Here is a 20748-nt window from a genome sequence, read left to right as displayed (position 1 = left end):
TGGACGGCAGCGTCAAATTCCGTCCAACGATGACTGGTCCTGCGTGTCGCTTATGTGTGCGTTTAGGGTCGCATGAGATTACTTCTAATGGTTTGCCCTTACTTGAACAGGAGTAATCCGCATGGCATCACAGGCACTCGCCCGTAGACCCGGTCCCGGTCTGCGGCGGCTGACCACGGTCACGCTCGCCCTCGGCACGCTCGGCGCGCTCGTCGCCGCGACGCCGGCCGGGGCCGCGGACTCGCCGCGCAGGGCCGATCACGGGTTCCGGGAGCGCGACCTGGTGTCCGACATCCCGGGCAGGGCGGAGAAGACCGATCCGAACCTGGTCAACCCCTGGGGTCTGGCCAGCACGCCCGCCGGCAACATCTTCGTCGCGGACAACGGTTCGGACTTGGCCACGAAGTACTCGGGTGCCCGGGACAACCAGCCGGTCAACTTCTCCCAGGTCGTGTCGATCCCCGAGGGCGGTGCCCCGACCGGGGTCGCGCGCAACGACACCGACGCCTTCCGCTTCACCGACCCCGCGTCAGGGAAGTCCGGGGTCGCCCGCTTCCTCTTCGCCGGGGAGGACGGTGACCTCTTCGCCTTCAGCTCGGACGTGAACCCGAAGAGCGCCGTCCGGGTCGCGCACGAGAACAGTGACGGCGAGAACGCCGTCTTCAAGGGCCTGACGATCGTGCCGGGCAAGAAGGAGCACGGGGACGGCAAGAAGCACGGGGAGGACTGCAAGAAGGGCGGCAAGTGCAACGACCCGCGCGTGCTGGTCGCGAACTTCCGTGACGCCCGCATCGACAGCTTCGACAAGAAGTTCCACCTCCTGCCGCCGGACCACCGATTCGAGGACCCGAAAATCAAGAAGGGCTTCGCGCCCTTCGACGTCAAGCTGATCGGCGACCGGGTCTTCGTGACCTACGCCAAGCAGGACGCCGACAAGGAAGACGACGTCCCCGGTGCCGGCAACGGCTTCATCGACGTGTTCAGCACCAAGGGCAAGCTGCTCAAGCGCTTCGCGAGCCGGGGCGCGCTCAACTCGCCCTGGGGTCTGGAGACGGCGCCCAAGAAGTTCGGGAAGTTCTCCGGCGACCTGCTCGTCGGCAACTTCGGAGACGGCAGGATCAACGTCTTCGACCTGCGGACCGGCCACTTCGAGGGAACCCTTCGGGACCGCAACAGGCACCCGATCGTGATCCCGGGGCTGTGGGGGCTCCAGCGCGGCACCGACAAGTCGGGCGGCCCTGACAGCGTCTGGTTCGCGGCGGGCATCAACGACGAGAACAACGGGCTCCTCGGCACCCTCCGCGCCGCGAAGTAGAGCAAGAGGCAGGGCGAGGAGTACGGCGTCGCCGTATCTTCGGGTGCTCGGCCGGCGGATTCTGTCGTCGGGCGAGCACCCCCCAGCCCACCGCCGTCAGGGGCACGTCTGGCGCCCAACCTTCGCCAGGTCCGAGAGGCGCCCGCTCAGGAGCCGAGGTCGGGCTGGATCTCCACGGTGAAAACCGCGTCCTCGGGGCCGACGCCTTCCTCGTCCTCCCAGACGATCACGCGCACATGCCTCTCCCCGATGCCGCGCACGTCCCACTCGGTCACCAGGTCGGTGACGACGAGCGCGGCGACGTACTTCGCACCATGGGCCGGGTCGTCGGTGGTGACGGTCCCCCGCCGGCGCCCGGGGTGGCCGCCGTAAGGGCGCCAGCCCTCCGAACCGTGCGGCTCGTCGACCCGGTACACCCAGCGCTTCTCGGTGCCACCCATGGCACCGATCCTTCCACGGCTCGAAAGCCACGCCCGTCATGCGCCTCGACGGGGAAGGGCCCGGAACACCCGTCGGGCCCAACGAGGCCGCGATGAGGGTGCCGCACCACTGTCGTACACGTGCGCGAATCTCTTCCCGCCCCTCTGCCGTCCCCGTCGTCGCACCATGCGCTGCTGATATCAACGGAGCGTCGTGCGAGCGAAGTTGAGGCAGGGCAGGGCTGCCACCAGGCCAGAAGCAGGCTCGAAGCGCGCCGGAAAGAATCTCTCCCCGATTCCTGTCACATCTCCGCGCACCCGTCCGTCAGTGCTGTGAAGACGCCAACCAGGCCCAGTACCAAGGAGAGCAGCCATGACGAACACCTCGATCTCCCGCATGCCGAACCCGGCCGAGTTCGTCCCCGAGCTGAACGACATCAGCGCCGCCCTCTTCCGGGCCACGGGCAACCGCTCGGTGCCGCGCGCCACGATGAGCCTCGTCCACCTGCGCGCCGGGCAGATCGTCGGCAACACCTACCTGACGGTCCTGAACACCGGCTTCCTGCGCAAGGCCGGGGAGTCCGAGGAGCGCATCACGGCCGTCTCCTCCTGGCAGGACGCCCCGTACTTCACCGACGCCGAGCGCGCCGCCCTCGCCCTGGTGGAGGCCACCCTCCAGCCCGCCCCGCACGGCCAGGAGCGCGTCACCGACGAGCTGTACGCCGAGGTCGCGAAGCACTACGACAAGAAGGCGCTGGCCACCCTCACCATCGCGATCGGTCAGATCAACTTCTTCATCGCCCTGGCCGTCATCGGCAAGCCGCAGCCGGTCAGCTCCCTCGCCGCCGAGCAGTGGGACTGACTTCATCAGGAACTCGCCGATATTTCCGCCGACCGCGAGCGTACGTACCGTCTTCCGCCGCCGGACTCGCCCGTCGAGCAGCAGACGGAAACTTGACAAGCCTCGACTCAGGTTCAGCTTGTCCGGTGACCCCGGCGTTAGCCTCGGAGCACAGACAAAGGGAGGCAGACATGGCGAAGGTTCCCAGCTCGGTGATCGCCGCGACCGGGCTCGTCGGTGGTTACGGCGTCGCCCGCTGGACCAAGAAGCGACAGCTCGGCGGGGCTGTCCTGGCCGTCGCCGGTGCCGCCGCCGCGCAGCAGTGGCGCCAGCAGGCGGGCGGGAAGGCCGCCGGTGCGCTGACCGCCGCGTACGTCGCCGCGTTCGCCGGATCCCACCCGCTGGCGAAGAAGGTCGGCGCCTGGCCGTCGGTCTTCGGCGTCGCGGGCGCCGTGGCCCTGGCGTCCTGGGCCGTCGCCGACCGTCGGGGCTGACACACCCCCACGTCGTTCGCCGACCGTCGGGGCTGACACATCCCCACGTCGTTCGCCGACCGTCGGGGCTGACACATCCCCACGTCGTTCGCCGACCGTCGGGGCTGAGCCCGCCGACCCCGTTCGCCGACCGTCGGGGCCGAGTCGACCGACCCCGTTCGCCGACCGTCGGGGCCGATCAGCCCGCCCGGTTCGCCGACCGCCAGGGCTGGATCACCCCACCCCGTTCGCCGACCGGAACGACCGCCGATAAGCCTGCGGACTCGTCCCCACCACCCGGCGGAACCGTTCCCGGAAAGCCGTCGGCGACCCGAAGCCCGCCTGGGCCGCGATCCGTTCCACCGGGTACGGCGTCGTCTCCAGCAGGTACTGCGCCCGCCGCACCCGCGCCCGGTGCAGCCACTGCAGCGGTGTCGTACCGGTCTGCTCGCGGAAGCGGCGGTTGAGGGTGCGGCTGCTCATGCGGGCCTGTGCCGCGATCTCGTCCAGGGTGAGGTCGCGGTCGCAGTTGTCCTCCAGCCAGGTCAGGAGCGGCTCCAGGGTCGCGCCGGCCGGGGCCGGAGGCAGGTCGTGGACAATGAACTGGGCCTGCCCGCCCTCCCGTTCGAGCGGCATCACGGCCGACCGTGCCGCATGCGCGGCGACCGCCGAGCCGTGGTCCCTGCGGATCATGTGCAGGCACATGTCCATGGCCGCGGCCGCGCCCGCCGAGGTGAGGAACTGGCCGTTGTCGACGTAGAGGACGTTCGGGTCGACGGTGATCTTCGGGTACATCGCGGCGAGGTCCCCGGCCGCCCTCCAGTGCGTCGTCGCCCGCCACCCGTCCAGCAGCCCCGTCGCCGCGAACACGAACGCGCCCACGCAGATCGACGCGACGCGCGTCCCGTTCGCCGCCGCCGCGCACACCGCCTGCGCGACGCCCGGCGGCAGCGGCGCGGCCGGGTCGGCGACGCCGGGCAGCATGATCGTGTCCGCGTCCGCCAGTGCCTCCAGGCCGTACGGCGCCCGCACCGTGAAGACCCCCGCGCCCGCGCTCACCTCCGGCGCCGGGGAGCAGACCCGCACCCGGTAGGCGGGCCGCCCGTCCGGCAGCCGGGCCCAGCCGAAGGCGTCGATCGGGACGGACAGGTCGAACGGGATCACCTGGTCCAGCGCCAGGACGGCCACGGTGTGCATGGCAGGAAACTAGCCGTACGACGGATTGTCGCCAACCTGGCCGGGCAGGCCGCTCTCTGCTGATACCCGCGAACAGAGAACTGGCGAGAATCCGTTGTCCGGTGGCAGTACCGCCACTTTTCCCGAGATCCGCCGCCCGCCTAGCCTCCCCCCGTGACCAAGTTCCTCCTCGCCGTCCACGTCCTCGCCGCGATCGTCGCCATCGGGCCCGTCACCGTCGCCGCCAGCATGTTCCCGCCCGCCGCTCGCCGGGCCCTGGCCGCACCGGACGACGTCCGGGCCGCGGAGACGCTGCAGCTGCTGCACCGGATCTGCAAGGTCTACGCCGTCGCCGGTGTCGTCGTCCCGGTCTTCGGGTTCGCCACCGCGAGCACCATGGGCGTGCTCGGCAGCGCCTGGCTGATCGTGTCCATAGCGCTCACGGCGCTGGCCGCCCTCGTGCTCGCCGCGCTGGTACTGCCCGCCCAGACCGCGCTCGTGGAGGGTGCGGGGACGCGCGAGAAGACCGTACGACTGGCCATGCTCACGGGGGTGTTCAACCTGCTGTGGGCGGCCGTGACGATCCTGATGATCGTGCGGCCGGGGTCGACGACCGGAGCCTGAGTCGCTGTTGTCGGCGGCGGGTCACGACCGCCCGGCGCTCGGAACAGTGCCGGCAGTGCCTACAGCTCCGCCTGCCCCGCACCCTTGAGCGCGTTCAGGTCGAAGACCTCGCCCATCTTGCCGAAGCCCAGGTCGCTGGGGTGCAGATGGTCCCCGGAGTCGTACTCGGGGCGCAGGCGGCGGGGATCGTAGGGGTCCCGGAGCGACTTGTCGAAGTCGACGACGGCGTCGTACACCCGGCCTGCCCGGATCTCGGCGTTCACCTGCCGGCGCACCTCCTCCCGGGCCGGGGTCCAGCCCTGGTGGCCCTCGAAGGGCATGAGGGTGGCGCCGACCACCTTCAGGCCGCGGGCGTGGGCCTGGCGGACCAGGGTGCGCAGGCCGTCGGCGATCCGGTTCGGGTCGGCGAGGTGCGGGTTGCGCAGGATGTCGTTGATGCCGAGGTCGATGACGACGACCTTGACGTTGGTCCGGGAGAGCACGTCCCGGCCGAAGCGGCCGAGGCCGCTCTGGTTCTCCGCCGGGCGGCCCAAACCGTCGGCGAGGACCTGGTTGCCGCTGATGCCCTCGTTGACGATGCCGTAGCGGGGCAGCGCGTCGCCGCTCTCGACGGCCGTGCGCAGGCGGCCGGAGAGAACGTCGGTCCAGCGGTGGTTGGCGCCGACGGTGGAGGTTATGCCGTCGGTGATGGAGTCGCCGAACACGACGACCGTGCCGGTGGCCTCGTTGCTCAGGACGTCGAGGGCCGTCAGATAGCGCCAGTACGGGGTCTGTTCGGTGTACGGGGTGCCGGTCGCGTCCTCGGTGCGGTCCCCCTGGGCGACGTACGACAGCTGGCGCGCGTGCGGGTGGTACGTCACCGGGCCGGACGGGGTGGGCGAGTACGTGGTGACCAGGACGTCCGTGCCGTGCGGGATGGTCAGGCGCACGGCGTCGCTGAGCACTTGCCCGCCGGGCGGTATGACGACGTCGGTGCTGCCGTTGAAGGTGAGGCGCCGCATCGTTTCCGCGTCGGCCGCGGCGGTGCCGTCGCCTGCCGAGAGGGCGAGGGAGGCGTGCGTGATGGTCAGCGGGGACTGGCCGTACAGGTTGGACAGCGTGATCCGGGCGCTCGTCCCTCCGGTGCTCGCGTGCACCACGTTCCGCACCGAGCGGCCGGCCAGGCCCTCCGTCTCCGTGCCCGGCTCACCGCCCATCGGCGCCGTGGACCAGGCACCGACCCAGGTGCCGGTCGAGGCAGGAGCGACGGACGAGTCGTGGTGCGGGCGGCCGCCCGCGAAGGTGCCGCGAGGGGTGCCGTCGTCGGTCGCCACGGTGACGTAGATGGCGGCGCACACGACCACGACCAGCGCGACGAGCGCGCTGAGTACCGCATAACCACGACGCTTGGTCACGCTTGTGTCGTTCTCCCCCGGGAAATGGGAGCCCCAGGCTCCGGTCCGAAGAGCCCATGATCGCTCATGGGCCCGGGAGAGCTGACAGGGCCCTGCCCAAAACCCCCGTCCAGACAGACGCCGGGAACTCCTGTTCCGTTCCGGGAGTCGGTCAGGAAGGGACAATTGTGTGCGGGATCACCGAACGGGTGGAGCTGATGGAACGTACGGAGACGGAAACACCGAGCCGGACCACGTCGTACCGGACCATGACCGCCTTCACCCCGGCCGACGAGGAGCGCCGGCGCGGGGTACGGCGCATGAAGCTGACGGCGGCCGGCCTGCTGCTGTTCGTGGCGGTCGTCTACGTGCTGGCCACCTGGGCCTCGCACGAGGGCGCCGGCCCCTGGGCGGGCTATGTGGCCGCCGCCGCCGAGGCCGGCATGGTCGGCGCCCTGGCCGACTGGTTCGCGGTCACCGCCCTCTTCCGGCACCCGCTCGGACTGCCCATCCCGCACACCGCGATCATCCCGACCAAGAAGGACCAGCTCGGCGTCTCGCTCGGCGAGTTCGTCGGCGAGAACTTCCTCTCCGAGGACGTCGTACGACAGCGACTGCGCGCCGTCGGCATCGGCAGCCGGCTCGGCGCCTGGCTCGCCGAGCCCGACCACGCCGACCGGGTCACCGCGGAACTGGCCACCGCCGTCAGAGGCGCCCTGACCGTGCTGCGCGACTCCGACGTACAGGCCGTCGTCGGAGAGGCGATCACCCGGCGCGCCGACGCCCAGGAGATCGCGCCCGGCATCGGCAAGATGTTGGAGAAGATCGTCGCCGACGGCGGCCACAAACGGGTGGTCGACCTGGTGGTCGCCCGCGCCCACGACTGGCTGGTCATCCACCGGGACGACGTGATGGTCGCCGTGGAGGGCGGCGCGCCCGGCTGGACCCCGCGGTTCGTGGACCGGAAGGTCGGCGAACGCATCTACAAGGAGCTGCTGCGCTTCGTCACCGAGATGCGCGACATGCCCTCCCACCCCGCACGCGGCGCCCTCGACCGCTTCCTCACCGACTTCGCCTCCGACCTCCAGTCCGACACGGACACCCGCGCGCGGGTCGAGCGGCTCAAGGGCGAGGTGCTGGGCCGCGGCGAGGTGCAGGACCTGATCGCCTCCGCCTGGACGGCCGTACGCTCCATGATCGTCGTCGCGGCCGAGGACGAACGCAGCGAGCTGCGGCTGCGGGTACGGGCCGCACTGCTGTCCCTGGGCTCCCGGATGGCCGCCGAACCGAAGGTGCAGGAGAAAGTCGACAGCTGGGTCGAGGGCGTGGCCGTGCACATCGTCACGACCTACCGCAAGGAGATCACCTCCCTGATCACCGACACCGTGGCCGGCTGGGACGCCGAGCACACCACCCGCAAGATCGAGGCCCACATCGGCCGCGACCTGCAGTTCATCCGGATCAACGGCACGGTGGTCGGCTCACTCGCGGGCCTGCTGATCTACGTGATCTCACGGAGCCTCGGAGCCTGACCCCCGCCTCCCGATGCCCGGCCGCCCAGGAATACTGACCCCCATGACCCGCCTGATCCTCGCCACCCGCAACGCCGGAAAGCTCACCGAGCTGAGGGCCATCCTCGCCGAAGCCGGACTCCCCCACGAGCTCGTCGGCGCGGACGCCTACCCCGACATCCCCGACGTCAAGGAGACCGGCGTCACCTTCGCCGAGAACGCCCTCCTCAAGGCCCACGCCCTGGCCCAGGCCACCGGCCTGCCCGCCGTCGCCGACGACTCGGGCCTGTGCGTCGACGTCCTGAACGGCGCCCCCGGCATCTTCTCCGCCCGCTGGGCAGGCCGCCACGGCGACGACAAGGCCAACCTGGACCTGCTCCTGGCCCAGCTCTCCGACATCGCGGACGAACACCGGGGCGCCCACTTCGCCTGCGCGGCGGCACTTGCCCTGCCGGACGGCACGGAGCGGGTCGTCGAGGGTCAACTGCGAGGCGCACTGCGACACGCCCCGTCCGGCACGAACGGCTTCGGCTACGACCCGATCCTGCAGCCCGACGGGGAGACTCGGACGTGCGCCGAGCTGAGCCCGCAGGAGAAGAACGCGATCAGCCATCGGGGGAAGGCGTTTCGGGCCTTGGTGCCGGTTGTGCGGGAGTTGTTGGGCTGACATACAGGTGAGGGGCCGCCTGTCCGGGCGGCCCCTCTACGTACGTGCGGCCGGTGGGACTCGAACCCACACGGGTGTGAACCCACTGGGACCTAAACCCAGCATGACTGCCAAATTCCATCACGGCCGCTCAAAAACGGTCATCACGCTCGACCGGCAGCGTTCAGTCTAAGGGCAGGGCACATCACACGGCGAGAGGGGCTTTCCCTTTCCCGTGACACCAGGTCTCCCTCAAAGAATGGCAGTTGGGGCGCAGGCACCTTTCCGCAACGGCCCGCGCCGGGGTATCCCGGTGCGGGCCGTTGGGCAGCAGAAGTGTGCCGACTGGGGCTCAGATCGCCAGGTCCTTGATGATCTTGGCTACGTGGCCGGTGGCCTTGACGTTGTAGAGGGCCCGTTCGACCTTGCCCTCTTCGTCGACGATCACTGTGGAGCGGATGACTCCGACGACGGTCTTGCCGTAGAGCTTCTTCTCGCCGAAGGCGCCGTACGCCTCCAGGACCTTCTTGTCCGGGTCGGCCACCAGCGTGACCTTCAGGGACTCCTTCTCGCGGAACTTCGCCAGCTTCTCCGGCTTGTCCGGGGAGATGCCGATGACGTCGTAGCCGGCGCCGGCCAGGACCTCGAGGTTGTCCGTGAAGTCGCAGGCCTGCTTGGTGCAGCCGGGAGTCAGGGCCGCGGGGTAGAAGTAGACGATGACCTTGCGGCCCTTGTGGTCCGACAGGGACACCTCGTTGCCGTCGGCGTCGGGCAGGGTGAAGGCGGGGGCCACGTCCCCGGGCTGGAGTCGCTCGCTCATCGGTCCAGCGTAACGGGGGGCGTTGCGGCGCGGTGGCGGCAGGAGCTGACAGACTGTCCAGGACAGCATCAGGAGACTTCGGAGGCCGTACGGTGGCGGACACGTCGGACACCAGAACCCCGGCGCAGATCGAGGCGGACATCAAGCTCCGTCGCGAAGCGCTGGCCGAGACGCTCGACGAGATCGGGGTGCGGGTGCATCCGCAGACGATCGTCGCGGACGCCAAGGCCAAGGTCGTCGCCAATATCGATCACACGGTCGGACGGGCCTATGTCCAGGTCAACCGGGTGGTGAGTGAGGTGCGGGCGCAGTTCGTGGACGAGGACGGCGCGCCGCGGCTCGAGCGGGTCGTGCCCGTCGCGCTGGCCGTCGTCGGGGTCGTGGGCCTGCTCGCGGTGGGCTCGCGGCGGCGTAAGCGCTGACCAGGGCGGAGACGAGTGGTGGCCCGGGGTCGTACGAGTCCGTCCGAGGCAGGTAGGTTCGAGGCGTGAGCGCCAACAGAAACGAGCACAGCAACCCTCAGCACGACAAGCTGCCCATCCGGATGCTGCACGACCGGGTTCTCGTGCGGCAGGACGCCGGTGAGGGCGAGCGGCGGTCGGGCGGCGGCATCCTGATTCCCGCGACCGCGGCGGTCGGGCGGCGGCTGGCCTGGGCCGAGGTCGTCGCGGTGGGGCAGAACGTACGGACCGTGGAACCGGGTGACCGGGTCCTGTACGACCCGGAGGACCGGGCCGAGGTCGAGGTGCGGGGCGTGGCCTACGTGCTCATGCGGGAGCGTGATCTGCACGCGGTGGCCGCCGACCGGTTCGAGGGCGGCGAGGACTCCACGGGCCTCTACCTCTGATCAGAAGCCGAGAAGGGGCTGGTGACCGTTGTCACCAGCCCCTTTGTCGTTCCTTTGCTATGTTCGAAGGAGCCCGACGAGACGCGCCGTACCGGGATGCAGGCAAAGACGACGCACCGCAGAGAGTCGTCCGTTCGTCTCGGAGGTGTGTTGTCGTGGCCTGGGTGCTGCTTGTCGTGGCCGGTCTGCTCGAGGTCGGCTGGTCGATCGGGATGAAGTACACCGACGGGTTCACGCGGGTCGTGCCCAGTGTGCTCACCGGTGCCGGGATCGTGGCCAGCATGGTGCTGCTGTCGTACGCCGCCAGGTCGCTGCCGATCGGTACCGCCTACGGCGTGTGGGTGGGGATCGGGGCGGCCGGGGCGGCGGTGCTCGGCATGGTGGTGCTGGGTGAGCCGGTCACCGCCGCCCGGATCTTCTTCGTCTGTCTGCTGCTGGTCGCCGTCGTGGGGCTGAAGGCGACCAGCGGTCACTGACCCTTCCTAAGGTTGGCCTCCGGCGTCGCCGGTGGTGCCTGTGGTGCCACCGGGGGTGCCGCCGGCCGTGGTCGTTCCTCCGGCGGGGGTGCCTCCGCCGGTGGTCGTGCCGCCGGCCGTGGTGCCGCCTGCCGTGTCGCCGCCGGTGGTGTCGCCGCCGGTGGTGGTCGTACCGCCGCCGTCCGTGGTGGTGCCGCCGCCGGGAGTGCCGCCGGTGTCCTGGCCGCCGGTGTCCTGACCGCCGGTGGTGGTGGTGCCGTCGGTCGGGGTGCCGGTCGGGCCGCCGTTGTCCTGGCCGCCGTTGGTGGTGGCGCCGCCGTTGTCCTGGCCGCCGGTGGTGGTGGCGCCGTCGGTCGGGGCCTGCGTGCCGGGTGCCTGGACGTCGGCGCCCTGCTGCAGCTGGAGGTCGAAGTCGGTGACCGGCTTGCCCTTGAGGGCGTCCTTGGTGAACTGGGCCCAGATCTGGGTGGGCGCGCCGCCGCCGTTGATGCGGGGCAGGCCCATCGCGCCGTACAGCGGCTTGTGGGCCGCGGTGACCGGGTCCTGGCCCATGACGGAGACGACGGTGGCGAGGTCGGGGGTGTAGCCCGCGAACCAGGCGGCGGTGTCCTCCTCGGCGGTGCCGGTCTTGCCGGCGGCGGGGCGGCCGGCGGCCTGGGCGGCGGTGGCGGTGCCGGACTGGACCACGCTCTGCAGGACGGAGGTGGTGGTGTCGGCGGCCTCGCGGCTGACGGCCTGCTTGACGGGCTCGTCGGGGAGCTTGACCTCGGCGCCTTCCTTGGTGATCTTCTCGATCATCGTGTACGTGCCGTGCTTGCCGTGGTTGGCGAGGGTCGCGTACGCCTCCGCCATGTCCAGGACGCTGGCGGTGGCGGTGCCGAGGGCGATGGACGGGTAGGGCTGGAGGTCCTTGGTGTCGGCGGGGACGCCGAGGGCCACGGCGGTCTGCTTGACCTTGGACGGGCCGACGTCGACGGCCATCTGCGCGTACACGGAGTTCACCGACAGGTCGGTGGCCTTGCGGACGGTGATGTCGCCGTAGGACTTGGAGTCCTCGTTCTCGGGGGCGTAGGGGCCGCCGCTCCAGCCCTGGACGGGCCGCTTGTTGGTGCCGTCGTAGTAGGTGTTCGGGGTGATGGTCTGGCCGTCCTGGGTGGTCGAGCCGTTCTGGACCGCGGAGGTGAACACGAACGGCTTGAAGGTGGAGCCGACCTGGAAGTCACCGCGGGTGGCGCCGTTGGTGTACTGCTTCACGTAGTCGATGCCGCCGTACATGGCGACGACCTTGCCGGTCTTGGGGTCGACGGAGGCGCCGCCGGCCCGGACGGCGTTGTCGACCTTGTTGTTCTTCTTGTCCAGCTTGGACATCAGCTGGTCGTTGACCGCCTTGACGAAGGCGTCCTGCCTGCTCTTCTGGATGGTGGTGGTGATGCGGTAGCCGCCCAGGGCCAGCTTGTCGGGGTCGATGATGTTGTTGGTGGTCAGGTAGTGCTTGACCGCCTCGACGAGGTAGCCGCGCTGGCCGGAGAGGCCGGTGGAGATGGTCTGTTCCTTCGGCATGGGGAACTTCATGCCGGCGCGCTTGGTCTCGCTGAGCCAGCCCTTCTTGACCATGCCGTCGAGGACGTAGTTCCAGCGGGCGAGGGCGGAGGACTTGTTCTCGGGGTGGGCCACGACGTCGTACTCGCTCGGTGCGTTGACGAGTGCGGCGAGGTAGGCGGCGCGGGCCGGGTCGAGGTCGACGGCGTCCACGCCGTAGTAGGCCTGGGCGGCGGCCTGGATGCCGTAGGCGTTGCGGCCGAAGTAGCTGGTGTTGAGGTAGCCCTCGAGGATCTCGGCCTTGGACTTGTTGCGGTCCAGCTTGATCGAGATGAAGAACTCCTTGGCCTTACGGGTGACCGTCTGTTCCTGGGCCAGGTAGTAGTTCTTCACGTACTGCTGGGTGATCGTCGAGCCGGACTGCTTGCCCTTGCCGGTGGCCGTGTTCCAGCCGGCGCGGAGCATGGCCTTGGGGTCGATGGCGGACTCGGTGTAGAAGTCGCGGTCCTCGGCGGCCAGGACCGCGTGCTGGGCGTCCTTGGAGACCTGGGCGAGGCTGACGTTCTCGCGGTTGATCTTGCCGTCGCGGGCGAGCTGGGAGCCGTCGGCGTAGAGGTAGACGTTGCTCTGCTTGGTGGCGAGGGCGTTGGCCGGCGGGATCTTCACGAGCGAGTAGCCGAGGAAGAACAGGCCGATGACCAGCAGGACGCCGATCACGAAGGTGCCGAGCACCATCCGCCAGGTGGGGATGATCCGCCGCCACCCGGTCCGCTTGGGCCGCTTGGGCTTCTTGCCCTTGCCACCGCCGGGGCCACCGGGGCCATCGGGACCACCAGGGCCGCCGGGGCCGCCGCTGTCCGCGAGGGGGGTGGGGGGCTGGGTGGTGGAGTTGGCGCGGGCACCGGCCGCAGCTGCAGCACCGGCCGCGGCCGCGGAGGCGGAGGCGGCCTGGGACTTCGGGGCGGCAGCGGCGGAGGCGCCGGCGGCCATGGCGGCGGCGCTCGCCGCAGCACCGCCGGCCGTGGCGGCCCGGCCGGCGGCGCCCGCCTTGCCGGGCCGGTTCGGCTGCCTCGGCTGGGCCGACTGGCTCTGCTGGGTCGACTCGGCCTGGCCAGGAGCCTTGACCCGGCGGAGGACCTGAGTGGTCTCGGCGGGAGCCGGAGCCTCGCCGGGAGCCGGGGAGGCGGCGGCCTGGTTCCCCTCCTCGGAGGCCCGGGGTGCCTTGACACGCCGGAGGACCTGGGTGCTCTCCGCCGCGTTGGGCTGCTCGGACTCGTGCGACCTGTCGCCCGTTTGGGTCCGCCCGGACTGCTGGGGCACTCCGGCCCGCTGGGACGTCGTGGCCGAGTCGGCCTGCTTCTGGGACTCGCCGGACTTCGCCGGGCCCTGCGACTGCCCGGGGAGCCGAGACCCCACCGGCGCCTGGGATCCCTGGGCCTTGCCGGACGCCTGCGACCTGTCGGACGTCCGAGGCCTCTCGGACTGACGGGACTCGGCAGAACCCTGCGGCTCCACGGACGACTCGGGCTTCTGAGGCTTGTGGGACTCCTCGGCCTCCGTACCCACTTGGATTCCCCGGCCTTCCGTCCTCCCCGCACGGCTCGCCTGAGCCGCCCGACGAGCCCGAGCGGCCTGGTCGGCACCGGCACCCGAAGCCGCCGAACCGTCCCGGCCCCGGGCACCCTGAGCCGACCCGGCGTCCGGACCCGGACGGTCCTGCCGCGAACCGCCCTGCTCCCGGTCCGCGCCCTGATCGGCCCGCGCCCCGTCCCGACCCTTCCGGTCCCCGGACCCGTCCTTCTCGGCGGCGGTATCGCTGTCGGGCGTCTGCGGAGTCCGCTCCTCGCGGCTCCGGGTGGTGGAGCCCGGCTCTGCGGGCCCATCAGCCGGCAGCGGTCCTTCTGGTGCCCCGCCCTTGGTGTGCTGCTGCGGCTGCGGCTCGTCGCTCATCTCGTGCACGGACTCCTGTTTCGCGTCGTACGTTTCCCGTACGCCTCGTACGCCTTCTGCGCCCCCAGTTTGAAGACTCTCGCACCTGGCGTTCCGTTCCCTGATTCCGGCACGCTTCCGGGGCGGAAAATGCGTGGCCGGTCGCCGGGCCTCCGGACTAGGCTCCTGCGCTTCGGTGTCGAGCGGTCCAGGGAGGTCGACTGGCGTGGGCGCGGGACGGTTGTACGTGGCCGTCGCGGCGGGTGGATTCAGACGGTACGCGACGTATCGGGCGGCCACTGCGGCAGGGGTGTTCACCAACACGGTCTTCGGACTGATTCTCGTCTACACGTACCTGGCGCTGTGGGACGAGAAACCGCACCTCGGAGGCTATGACCAGGCGCAGGCGGTCACCTTCGTGTGGCTGGGGCAGGCACTGTACGCGACTCTGGCGATCCAGGGTGGCGGCTTCGAGACCGAGTTCATGGAACGCATCCGTACGGGTGAGGTCGCGATCGATCTGTACCGGCCGGCGGATCTCCAAGTGTGGTGGCTCGCGAACGATTTGGGGCGGGCTCTGTTCCAGCTGCTCGGGCGTGGAGTGATTCCGTTCGCCTTCGGGGCGCTCGTGTTCCCGACGGCACTCCCGGACGATCCGGGCAGGTGGCTGGCCTTCCTGATCTCCGTCGCGCTCGCGATGATCGTCAGTTTCGGGATCCGCTACCTGGTGGCGCTGACCGGGTTCTGGCTGCTGGACGGCACGGGGGCGCTGCAGGCGCTGATGGTCACCGGCATCTTCTGTTCGGGGATGACCCTGCCGCTGAACGCCTTCCCGGGGACGCTCGGTGAGGTCGTACGGGTGCTGCCGTGGGCGGCGCAGCTCCAGGTGCCCGCGGACGTGCTGATGGGCGAGGCCGACCCGCTGCCCGCCTTCGTCTTCCAGGCGGCGTGGGCGGTGGTGCTGCTGGCGGCCGGGCGGCTGGTGCAGACGGCGGCCGCGCGACGGGTGGTGGTGCAGGGTGGCTGAGTACAACGCCCTGGCCGAGGGGCTGCGCGCCTACCGGCTGATCTCGGGGATGTGGATCCGCTCCACGCTGACCTACCGCGTGTCCTTCGTGATGACCGTGGTCGGTGGTCTGCTGGTGACCGGCCTCGACTTCGTCTCGATCCTGCTGATGTTCTCCCGGGTCGGCGTCCTCGGCGGCTGGTCGCTGCCCGAGGTCGCGTTCCTGTACGGGTTGTCGGCAACCTCGTTCGGGTTCGCGGACCTGGCGATCGGCTCGGCGGGCCGGCTGGGCACCCGGGTGCGCGACGGCACGCTCGACACCCTGCTGGTGCGGCCCGCGCCGGTGCTGGCGCAGGTCGCCGCCGACCGGTTCGCGCTGCGCCGGATCAGCCGGATCATGCAGGGGGCGCTCGTGCTGGGCTACGCGCTGGTCGCGTCGGACATCGGCTGGACGCCGGTCAAGGTGCTGATGGTGCCGGGGATGCTGGTCTGCGGCGGGGTGATCTTCTCGGCGGTGTTCGTGGCGGGGGCGGCCTTCCAGTTCGTGGCGCAGGACGCGTCCGAGGTGCAGAGCGCGTTCACGTACGGCGGCCAGACGCTGTTGCAGTACCCGCCGACCGTGTTCGGCAAGGAGTTGGTGCGCGGGGTGACGTTCATACTCCCGCTCGCCTTCGTCAACTGGGTGCCGGCGGCCTACGTGCTGGGGCAGCCGTATCCGCTGGACGGCGTGCCGGAGTGGGCGGCCTTCGCGCCGCCGCTGGTGGCGGTGGCGTGCTGCGCGGCGGCGGGGCTGGCGTGGCGGGTGGGCCTTCGGTCGTATCGAAGTACAGGGAGTTAGCGGTGGACGCGTTCATCGAGGTGGACGGGGTCGAGAAGGTCTTCGAGGTGCGCAGGAAGACCGGGTTCCTGAAGCGGGAGCGGCGGCAGGTGCGGGCGGTGGACTCGATCTCCTTCACCGTGGCGCGCGGTGAGATGGTCGGCTACATCGGCCCGAACGGCGCCGGGAAGTCGACGACGATCAAGATGCTGACCGGCATCCTGACGCCGAGCGCGGGCCGGCTGCGGGTGGCGGGGATCGATCCCTCACGGGAGCGCACGCGGCTGGCGCACCGGATCGGGGTGGTGTTCGGGCAGCGGACGACGCTGTGGTGGGACCTGCCGCTGATCGACTCCTACCGGCTGGCGCACCGCATGTACCGCATCCCGGACGCCCGTTACCGGCAGAACCTGGATCGCTGCGTGGAACTGCTGGAGCTGGAAGCCCTGTTGGACGTGCCGGTGCGGCAGCTGTCGCTGGGGCAGCGGATGCGCGGGGACATCGCGGCGGCTCTGCTGCACGATCCGGAGGTGCTGTACCTGGACGAGCCGACGATCGGTCTGGATGTGGTGTCGAAGGCGAAGGTGCGGGGTTTCCTGCGGGAGTTGAACGCCGAGCGCGGGACGACGGTGCTGCTGACGACGCACGATCTGCAGGACATCGAGCAGGTGTGCTCGCGGGTGATGGTGATCGACCACGGGCGGCTGATGTACGACGGTCCGCTGGCGGGGCTGCACGAGGCCGGGGAGGGCGAGCGGACGCTGGTGGTGGACCTGGAGCGGGAGCTGCCGCCGATCGAGGTGCCGTCGTGCCGGGTGGTGCGGGTGGAGGGACCGCGGCAGTGGCTGGCGTTCCCGGCGGGGCAGTCGGCGGCCCCGCTGGTGGCGGCCGTCGCGGCCGAGTATCCGCTGGTGGACCTGTCGGTGCGGGAGCCGGACATCGAGGCCGTCATCGCGAAGATGTACGCCGAGAAGGCGGTCTCGTAGCTGTCTTCTCGTGGGCATCTCTTGGGCATCTCTTCGCGGGCATCTTCTCGTAGGCTTCTGCCATGACCGACGACGCAGTGCCGGAACTCCGTGCCTCCGACGCCGACCGTGAGCGGGTCGCCGAGGTCCTGCGGGACGCCCTCGCCGAGGGGCGGCTGGACATGGAGGAGTTCGAGGAGCGGCTGGAGGCGACGTACAAGGCGCGTACGTACGCCGAGCTGACGCCGATCACCCGTGACCTGCCGACCGGCGGGGTCGTGGCGCCCGCTCCGGTCTCCTTCACCAAGGAGCCGGTGGAGAGCGGGAGTTGGACGGGCCGGATCGTCGGGGGTGAGGGGTCGTCCACGGGGGCGGTCGCCGTCTTGTCCGGCTTCCAGCGCAAGGGCCGCTGGACGGTGCCGAAGAAGTTCACCGCCTTCGCCTTCTGGGGTGGCGGCGAGATCGATCTGCGGGAGGCGGACTTCGCGGACCGCGAGGTCCACATCAACTGCGTGGCGATCATGGGCGGAATGCAGGTGACCGTGCCGCCGGGCGTCGAGGTCGTCGTCCGCGGGATCGGCGTCATGGGGGGCTTCGAGCACCCCAGGGGCGACGAGCGGGCCGAGCCGGGCGCGCCGCGGGTGGTCATCGGCGGCTTCGCCTTCTGGGGCGGGGTCGGCGTGGAGCGCAAGCAGCGGCGCAGGCTCGGCAAGTAATACGCCCCGTGGGTGGGGGCCGAGGTCCCTGGGGCTCCGCCCCAGACCCCGGCCTGTGCCCACCCTCCCCCACGCTCGGCTGCGCTCGCGCGGGGGGACCCCCATCCCGACTCGGTCGGCTGAAAAGGCTACGAGGTGCAGACCTTCGTCAGTTCGCCCGCCGCGTCCGTCACGGGGCTGACGTCCGGCGTGTTGTCGCCGTTCTTGATGGCCGTACGGACGTTGTCCACGGCCTTGTTCAGGTTGTCGACCGCCTTGTTGACGTCGGCGTTGTCGGTCTTGTCGCCGATCTTGTCGAGGTTCTTGTCGATCGAGGCGAGGGACTGGTCGAGCTGCGTCGGGTCGTTCGAGGCGTTCTCCACGGCCTGCTGGAGGTCGGTGACGCTGTCGGCGATGGAGTCGGCGGTCTGCACGCAGTCCAGAGCCTTGTTCACGGCGTCGCAGCCGGTGGTGAGGCCGGCGGTGAGCGCGGCGGTCGCTATGACGGCGGCGACGGCGGTGAGACGGCCTCGGCGTCGGCTGGCGGCCATGGTGGTGTTCCCTCCCCTGGTGTGGCTGACCGGGCGCACGGTGGTGGCCGTACGCCCGTACCCATACGGACGTCGGGGAGCGGGCGGGGGTTGCCCTCCCGCACCCCCGAGTGTTGGTGCGTCCTTTACTTTTCCAGCGTGGCGGCCAGCGCGGCCTTCTGAATGACGGTCAGCTCGGTGCAGCCGGTGACGGCGAGGTCGAGCAGGGCGTTCAGTTCCTCGCGGGCGAAGGGCTCGGCCTCGGCGGTGCCCTGGACCTCGACGAAGCGGCCGTCGCCGGTGCAGACGACGTTCATGTCGGTCTCGGCGCGCACGTCCTCCTCGTAGCAGAGGTCGAGGAGGGGCACACCGCCGACGATGCCGACCGAGACCGCCGACACCGTGCCGGTCAGCGGCTGGCGGCCGGCCTTGATGAGCTTCTTGCCCTGGGCCCAGGAGATCGCGTCGGCGAGGGCGACGTATGCGCCGGTGATGGCCGCCGTGCGCGTGCCGCCGTCGGCCTGGAGGACGTCGCAGTCGAGGACGATGGTGTTCTCGCCGAGCGCCTTGTAGTCGATGACGGCGCGCAGGGAACGGCCGATGAGCCGGGAGATCTCGTGGGTGCGGCCGCCGATCTTGCCCTTGACGGACTCTCGGTCGCCGCGGGTGTTGGTGGCGCGGGGCAGCATGGCGTACTCCGCGGTGACCCAGCCCTCGCCGCTGCCCTTGCGCCAGCGCGGGACGCCTTCGGTGACCGAGGCGGTGCAGAAGACCTTGGTGTCGCCGAAGGAGACGAGGACGGAGCCCTCGGCGTGCTTGCTCCAGCCGCGTTGGATGGTGACCGGGCGGAGCTGTTCGGGGGTGCGGCCGTCGATTCGAGACATGGCCACGAGCCTATCCGGAGTGACGGAAGGGGCTCCCCCCACGGTGGGAAGAGCCCCTTACAGGTGACCCCGGCTCGAACGGGGTCTCACATCATGTCTTCGATCTCCGCGGCGATCGGGTCGGCGTCGGTGCCGATGACGACCTGGATGGCGGTGCCCATCTTGACGACGCCGTGGGCGCCGGCGGCCTTCAGGGCGGCCTCGTCGACCAGCGAGGGGTCCGAGACCTCGGTGCGCAGCCGGGTGATGCAGCCCTCGATCTCCTCGATGTTGTCGATTCCGCCGAGGCCGGCGACGATCTTCTCAGCCTTGCTGGCCATGTCACTTCTCCCTGATCCGAACCGCTTTGTCGCAGTAACCCACAGTTGGCCCATCTTTGCGAGCGGTCATGCCGTGCGTGCCGAATGATGGCGATCACGACAGCGGAACCGTCCGCCAACTGGTCTACACCACAGCCGGTACGGTCGCCAAACCGCGTCCGAGTCGAGCGGCCCGGGAGGAGGTCCATGAGCGCCGACAGCACGGTCAGCCCCGCGCGCGTCCGCTGGAACACCCTCTTCCAGGGCCTGCAGAAGATGGGCCGCAGTCTCCAGCTGCCGATCGCGGTGCTGCCGGCGGCAGGCATCCTGAACCGACTGGGGCAGCCGGACGTGTTCGGGGCCGACGGCCTGGGCTGGACGGACGTCTCGAAGGTGATGAAGGGGGCGGGCGGCGCGCTGCTCGACGGCTCGATCGGCCTTCCGCTGCTGTTCTGCGTGGGCGTCGCGATCGGCATGGCCCGCAAGTCGGACGGCTCGACGGCCCTCGCGGCGGTGGCGGGCTTCCTCGTCTACTACGGCGTGCTGCACCAGTTCCCGGAACAGTGCCCGGCCGGCTCGAAGACGATCCCGGACGTCGGCTGCCAGGTCCAGGCAGGGACGGTGACCACCTTCACGTTCCAGAACCCGGGTGTCTTCGGCGGCATCGTCATGGGTCTGCTGGCCGCGTTCTTCTGGGCCCGCTTCCACCGCACCAAGCTGGTGGACTGGCTGGGCTTCTTCAACGGCCGCCGCCTGGTCCCGATCATCATGTCGTTCGTCGCCATCGTCTTCGCGGCGGTGTGCCTGTGGGTCTGGCCGCCGATCGGCGACGCCCTGGAGAGCTTCAGTCACTGGCTGCGCGACGCGGGGTCGTGGGGCGCGGGCATCTTCGGCGTCGCGAACCGGGGGCTGCTCGTCATCGGCCTGCACCAGTTCCTGAACGTGCCCATCTGGTTCCAGTTCGGCAGCTACACGACGCCCGACGGCAGGGTCGTGCACGGCGACATCAACATGTTCCTGGCGGGCGACCCGAACGCGGGCCAGTTCACCTCGGGCTTCTTCCCGATCATGATGTTCGCGCTGCCGGCGGCCGCGCTGGCGATGACCCACTGCGCGCGGCCGCACCGCCGCAAGGAGGTGGGCGGTCTGATGCTCTCGGTGGCGCTGACCTCGTTCGTGACCGGCATCACCGAGCCGATCGAGTACTCGTTCATGTTCATCGCACCCCTGCTGTACGTGGTCCACGCGGTGCTCACCGGGGTGTCGATGGCGGTGACCTGGGGGCTCGGGGTGCACGACGGCTTCAGCTTCTCGGCCGGTCTCATCGACTACGTCATCAACTGGAACCTGGCCACCAAACCGTGGCTGATCATCCCGATCGGCCTGTGCTTCGCGGCCGTCTACTACGCCATCTTCCGGTTCGCCATCACGAAGTTCGATCTCAGAACACCCGGCCGCGAACCCGAGGACCAGGTCGAGGACGTCACGAAGGTCTGACGCCCCGCCCGAGTCGGGCCCCCGGAACAGCCGGTCCGGGGGCCTTTCGGCGTGCCCGCCGACGGG

General features: G+C 70.2%; 21 protein-coding genes, 1 tRNA gene, 1 pseudogene and 1 riboswitch. Of the genes and pseudogenes, 14 read left to right on the top strand and 9 right to left on the bottom strand.

Annotated features, from left to right (window positions below; translation table 11 throughout):
* The first annotated feature begins 121 nt into the window (after positions 1-121).
* Positions 122-1315 (top strand): TIGR03118 family protein, encoded by a 1194-nt coding sequence (locus tag ACIF83_RS00740; protein WP_398139001.1) that lies wholly within the window; start codon positions 122-124, stop codon positions 1313-1315.
* Between the two features lie 146 nt (positions 1316-1461).
* On the opposite strand, the gene ACIF83_RS00735 is transcribed toward ACIF83_RS00740, so the two are convergent.
* Positions 1462-1755, bottom strand: coding sequence for a hypothetical protein (locus tag ACIF83_RS00735; RefSeq protein WP_393464020.1), 294 nt, complete (start codon positions 1753-1755; stop codon positions 1462-1464).
* A gap of 352 nt (positions 1756-2107) precedes the next feature.
* On the opposite strand from ACIF83_RS00735, the gene ACIF83_RS00730 reads away from it, so the two are divergent.
* Entirely contained in the window at positions 2108-2596 is a 489-nt protein-coding gene (locus ACIF83_RS00730) for a carboxymuconolactone decarboxylase family protein (protein ID WP_393464017.1), read from the top strand.
* A gap of 170 nt (positions 2597-2766) precedes the next feature.
* Positions 2767-3069: a hypothetical protein gene (locus ACIF83_RS00725; protein WP_386581761.1), complete on the top strand. Its 303-nt coding sequence runs from the start codon at positions 2767-2769 to the stop codon at positions 3067-3069.
* A gap of 213 nt (positions 3070-3282) precedes the next feature.
* Here the strand turns inward: ACIF83_RS00725 and ACIF83_RS00720 are convergent, their stop codons facing one another.
* Positions 3283-4245 (bottom strand): GlxA family transcriptional regulator, encoded by a 963-nt coding sequence (locus ACIF83_RS00720; protein WP_393464015.1) that lies wholly within the window; start codon positions 4243-4245, stop codon positions 3283-3285.
* Positions 4246-4398: 153 nt separating this feature from the next.
* On the opposite strand from ACIF83_RS00720, the gene ACIF83_RS00715 reads away from it, so the two are divergent.
* Positions 4399-4848 carry a hypothetical protein gene (locus tag ACIF83_RS00715; RefSeq protein ID WP_393464012.1) on the top strand — a complete coding sequence of 150 codons (450 nt, stop codon included), beginning with the start codon at positions 4399-4401 and terminating at the stop codon, positions 4846-4848.
* 59 nt (positions 4849-4907) lie between these two features.
* Here ACIF83_RS00715 and ACIF83_RS00710 read toward each other — a convergent pair whose 3' ends face one another.
* On the bottom strand, positions 4908-6242 hold the full coding sequence (locus ACIF83_RS00710; protein WP_398139002.1) for an SGNH/GDSL hydrolase family protein: 1335 nt from the start codon (positions 6240-6242) through the stop codon (positions 4908-4910).
* A gap of 197 nt (positions 6243-6439) precedes the next feature.
* On the opposite strand from ACIF83_RS00710, the gene ACIF83_RS00705 reads away from it, so the two are divergent.
* Both ACIF83_RS00705 and rdgB read left to right on the top strand, forming a co-directional pair.
* Positions 6440-7753, top strand: coding sequence for a DUF445 domain-containing protein (locus ACIF83_RS00705; RefSeq protein ID WP_393464007.1), 1314 nt, complete (start codon positions 6440-6442; stop codon positions 7751-7753).
* A 43-nt stretch (positions 7754-7796) separates the two neighbouring features.
* The gene (gene rdgB / locus ACIF83_RS00700; protein WP_398139003.1) at positions 7797-8399 is read left to right on the top strand and encodes an RdgB/HAM1 family non-canonical purine NTP pyrophosphatase; all 603 of its coding nucleotides are present in this window, start codon (positions 7797-7799) and stop codon (positions 8397-8399) included.
* A 45-nt stretch (positions 8400-8444) separates the two neighbouring features.
* On the opposite strand, the gene ACIF83_RS00695 is transcribed toward rdgB, so the two are convergent.
* A tRNA-Leu gene (locus tag ACIF83_RS00695) sits at positions 8445-8529 on the bottom strand.
* A 201-nt stretch (positions 8530-8730) separates the two neighbouring features.
* Positions 8731-9198, bottom strand: coding sequence for a thioredoxin-dependent thiol peroxidase (gene bcp, locus ACIF83_RS00690; RefSeq protein ID WP_393464001.1), 468 nt, complete (start codon positions 9196-9198; stop codon positions 8731-8733).
* Between the two features lie 92 nt (positions 9199-9290).
* Between bcp and ACIF83_RS00685 the strand changes: the two genes are divergently transcribed.
* The 3 genes from ACIF83_RS00685 to ACIF83_RS00675 all read left to right on the top strand — a co-directional run bounded on the left by ACIF83_RS00685 (position 9291) and on the right by ACIF83_RS00675 (position 10521).
* Complete coding sequence (locus ACIF83_RS00685; RefSeq protein WP_399722538.1) at positions 9291-9620, top strand: DUF3618 domain-containing protein; 330 nt, start codon at positions 9291-9293, stop codon at positions 9618-9620.
* A gap of 122 nt (positions 9621-9742) precedes the next feature.
* Positions 9743-10045 carry a co-chaperone GroES gene (locus ACIF83_RS00680; RefSeq protein WP_373560395.1) on the top strand — a complete coding sequence of 101 codons (303 nt, stop codon included), beginning with the start codon at positions 9743-9745 and terminating at the stop codon, positions 10043-10045.
* Between the two features lie 46 nt (positions 10046-10091).
* A riboswitch (guanidine-III (ykkC-III) riboswitch) is annotated at positions 10092-10163 on the top strand.
* Between the two features lie 37 nt (positions 10164-10200).
* The gene (locus ACIF83_RS00675; protein ID WP_336116338.1) at positions 10201-10521 is read left to right on the top strand and encodes a multidrug efflux SMR transporter; all 321 of its coding nucleotides are present in this window, start codon (positions 10201-10203) and stop codon (positions 10519-10521) included.
* Positions 10522-10527: 6 nt separating this feature from the next.
* On the opposite strand, the gene ACIF83_RS00670 is transcribed toward ACIF83_RS00675, so the two are convergent.
* A complete protein-coding gene (locus tag ACIF83_RS00670; RefSeq protein WP_399722535.1) occupies positions 10528-13476 on the bottom strand; it encodes a transglycosylase domain-containing protein in 2949 nt (982 codons plus the stop codon).
* A gap of 739 nt (positions 13477-14215) precedes the next feature.
* On the opposite strand from ACIF83_RS00670, the gene ACIF83_RS00665 reads away from it, so the two are divergent.
* From ACIF83_RS00665 to ACIF83_RS00650, 4 genes and pseudogenes are all read left to right on the top strand, one after another.
* A complete protein-coding gene (locus ACIF83_RS00665) occupies positions 14216-15016 on the top strand; it encodes an ABC transporter permease (RefSeq protein ID WP_399722532.1) in 801 nt (266 codons plus the stop codon).
* 49 nt (positions 15017-15065) lie between these two features.
* The gene (locus tag ACIF83_RS00660) at positions 15066-15833 is read left to right on the top strand and encodes an ABC transporter permease (RefSeq protein ID WP_393466879.1); all 768 of its coding nucleotides are present in this window, start codon (positions 15066-15068) and stop codon (positions 15831-15833) included.
* On the top strand, positions 15791-16798 hold the full coding sequence (locus ACIF83_RS00655; RefSeq protein WP_393463989.1) for an ATP-binding cassette domain-containing protein: 1008 nt from the start codon (positions 15791-15793) through the stop codon (positions 16796-16798). Before ACIF83_RS00660 ends, ACIF83_RS00655 begins: the two co-directional genes overlap by 43 nt.
* A gap of 62 nt (positions 16799-16860) precedes the next feature.
* Positions 16861-17478 (top strand): annotated as a pseudogene (locus tag ACIF83_RS00650) (DUF1707 domain-containing protein); the annotation flags it as partial.
* Between the two features lie 143 nt (positions 17479-17621).
* Here ACIF83_RS00650 and ACIF83_RS00645 read toward each other — a convergent pair.
* The 3 genes from ACIF83_RS00645 to ACIF83_RS00635 form a co-directional block, all read right to left on the bottom strand.
* Positions 17622-18023, bottom strand: coding sequence for a hypothetical protein (locus tag ACIF83_RS00645; protein WP_145882518.1), 402 nt, complete (start codon positions 18021-18023; stop codon positions 17622-17624).
* 125 nt (positions 18024-18148) lie between these two features.
* The gene (gene rph / locus ACIF83_RS00640) at positions 18149-18886 is read right to left on the bottom strand and encodes a ribonuclease PH (RefSeq protein ID WP_399722528.1); all 738 of its coding nucleotides are present in this window, start codon (positions 18884-18886) and stop codon (positions 18149-18151) included.
* 86 nt (positions 18887-18972) lie between these two features.
* Entirely contained in the window at positions 18973-19206 is a 234-nt protein-coding gene (locus ACIF83_RS00635; protein WP_030782705.1) for a glucose PTS transporter subunit EIIB, read from the bottom strand.
* Positions 19207-19392: 186 nt separating this feature from the next.
* On the opposite strand from ACIF83_RS00635, the gene ACIF83_RS00630 reads away from it, so the two are divergent.
* On the top strand, positions 19393-20682 hold the full coding sequence (locus tag ACIF83_RS00630; RefSeq protein ID WP_393463982.1) for a PTS transporter subunit EIIC: 1290 nt from the start codon (positions 19393-19395) through the stop codon (positions 20680-20682).
* Positions 20683-20748 lie beyond the last annotated feature (66 nt).

The organism is Streptomyces sp. NPDC085866 (assembly GCF_044541035.1).
Classification (GTDB): Bacteria; Actinomycetota; Actinomycetes; order Streptomycetales; family Streptomycetaceae; genus Streptomyces.
The sequence above is the reverse complement of the archived record's forward strand: the minus strand, read 5'-3'. Positions and strand labels throughout refer to the sequence as shown.

Excerpts from the sequence above, each read along its gene's own strand:
- ACIF83_RS00740 (WP_398139001.1), top strand. The coding sequence starts at position 122 with ATGGCATCACAGGCACTCGCCCGTAGACCCGGTCCCGGTCTGCGGCGG.
- ACIF83_RS00735 (WP_393464020.1), bottom strand. The coding sequence starts at position 1,755 with ATGGGTGGCACCGAGAAGCGCTGGGTGTACCGGGTCGACGAGCCGCAC.
- ACIF83_RS00730 (WP_393464017.1), top strand. The coding sequence starts at position 2,108 with ATGACGAACACCTCGATCTCCCGCATGCCGAACCCGGCCGAGTTCGTC.
- ACIF83_RS00725 (WP_386581761.1), top strand. The coding sequence starts at position 2,767 with ATGGCGAAGGTTCCCAGCTCGGTGATCGCCGCGACCGGGCTCGTCGGT.
- ACIF83_RS00720 (WP_393464015.1), bottom strand. The coding sequence starts at position 4,245 with ATGCACACCGTGGCCGTCCTGGCGCTGGACCAGGTGATCCCGTTCGAC.
- ACIF83_RS00705 (WP_393464007.1), top strand. The coding sequence starts at position 6,440 with ATGGAACGTACGGAGACGGAAACACCGAGCCGGACCACGTCGTACCGG.
- rdgB (WP_398139003.1), top strand. The coding sequence starts at position 7,797 with ATGACCCGCCTGATCCTCGCCACCCGCAACGCCGGAAAGCTCACCGAG.
- bcp (WP_393464001.1), bottom strand. The coding sequence starts at position 9,198 with ATGAGCGAGCGACTCCAGCCCGGGGACGTGGCCCCCGCCTTCACCCTG.
- ACIF83_RS00680 (WP_373560395.1), top strand. The coding sequence starts at position 9,743 with ATGCTGCACGACCGGGTTCTCGTGCGGCAGGACGCCGGTGAGGGCGAG.
- ACIF83_RS00660 (WP_393466879.1), top strand. The coding sequence starts at position 15,066 with ATGTGGATCCGCTCCACGCTGACCTACCGCGTGTCCTTCGTGATGACC.
- ACIF83_RS00645 (WP_145882518.1), bottom strand. The coding sequence starts at position 18,023 with ATGGCCGCCAGCCGACGCCGAGGCCGTCTCACCGCCGTCGCCGCCGTC.
- rph (WP_399722528.1), bottom strand. The coding sequence starts at position 18,886 with ATGTCTCGAATCGACGGCCGCACCCCCGAACAGCTCCGCCCGGTCACC.
- ACIF83_RS00635 (WP_030782705.1), bottom strand. The coding sequence starts at position 19,206 with ATGGCCAGCAAGGCTGAGAAGATCGTCGCCGGCCTCGGCGGAATCGAC.
- ACIF83_RS00630 (WP_393463982.1), top strand. The coding sequence starts at position 19,393 with ATGAGCGCCGACAGCACGGTCAGCCCCGCGCGCGTCCGCTGGAACACC.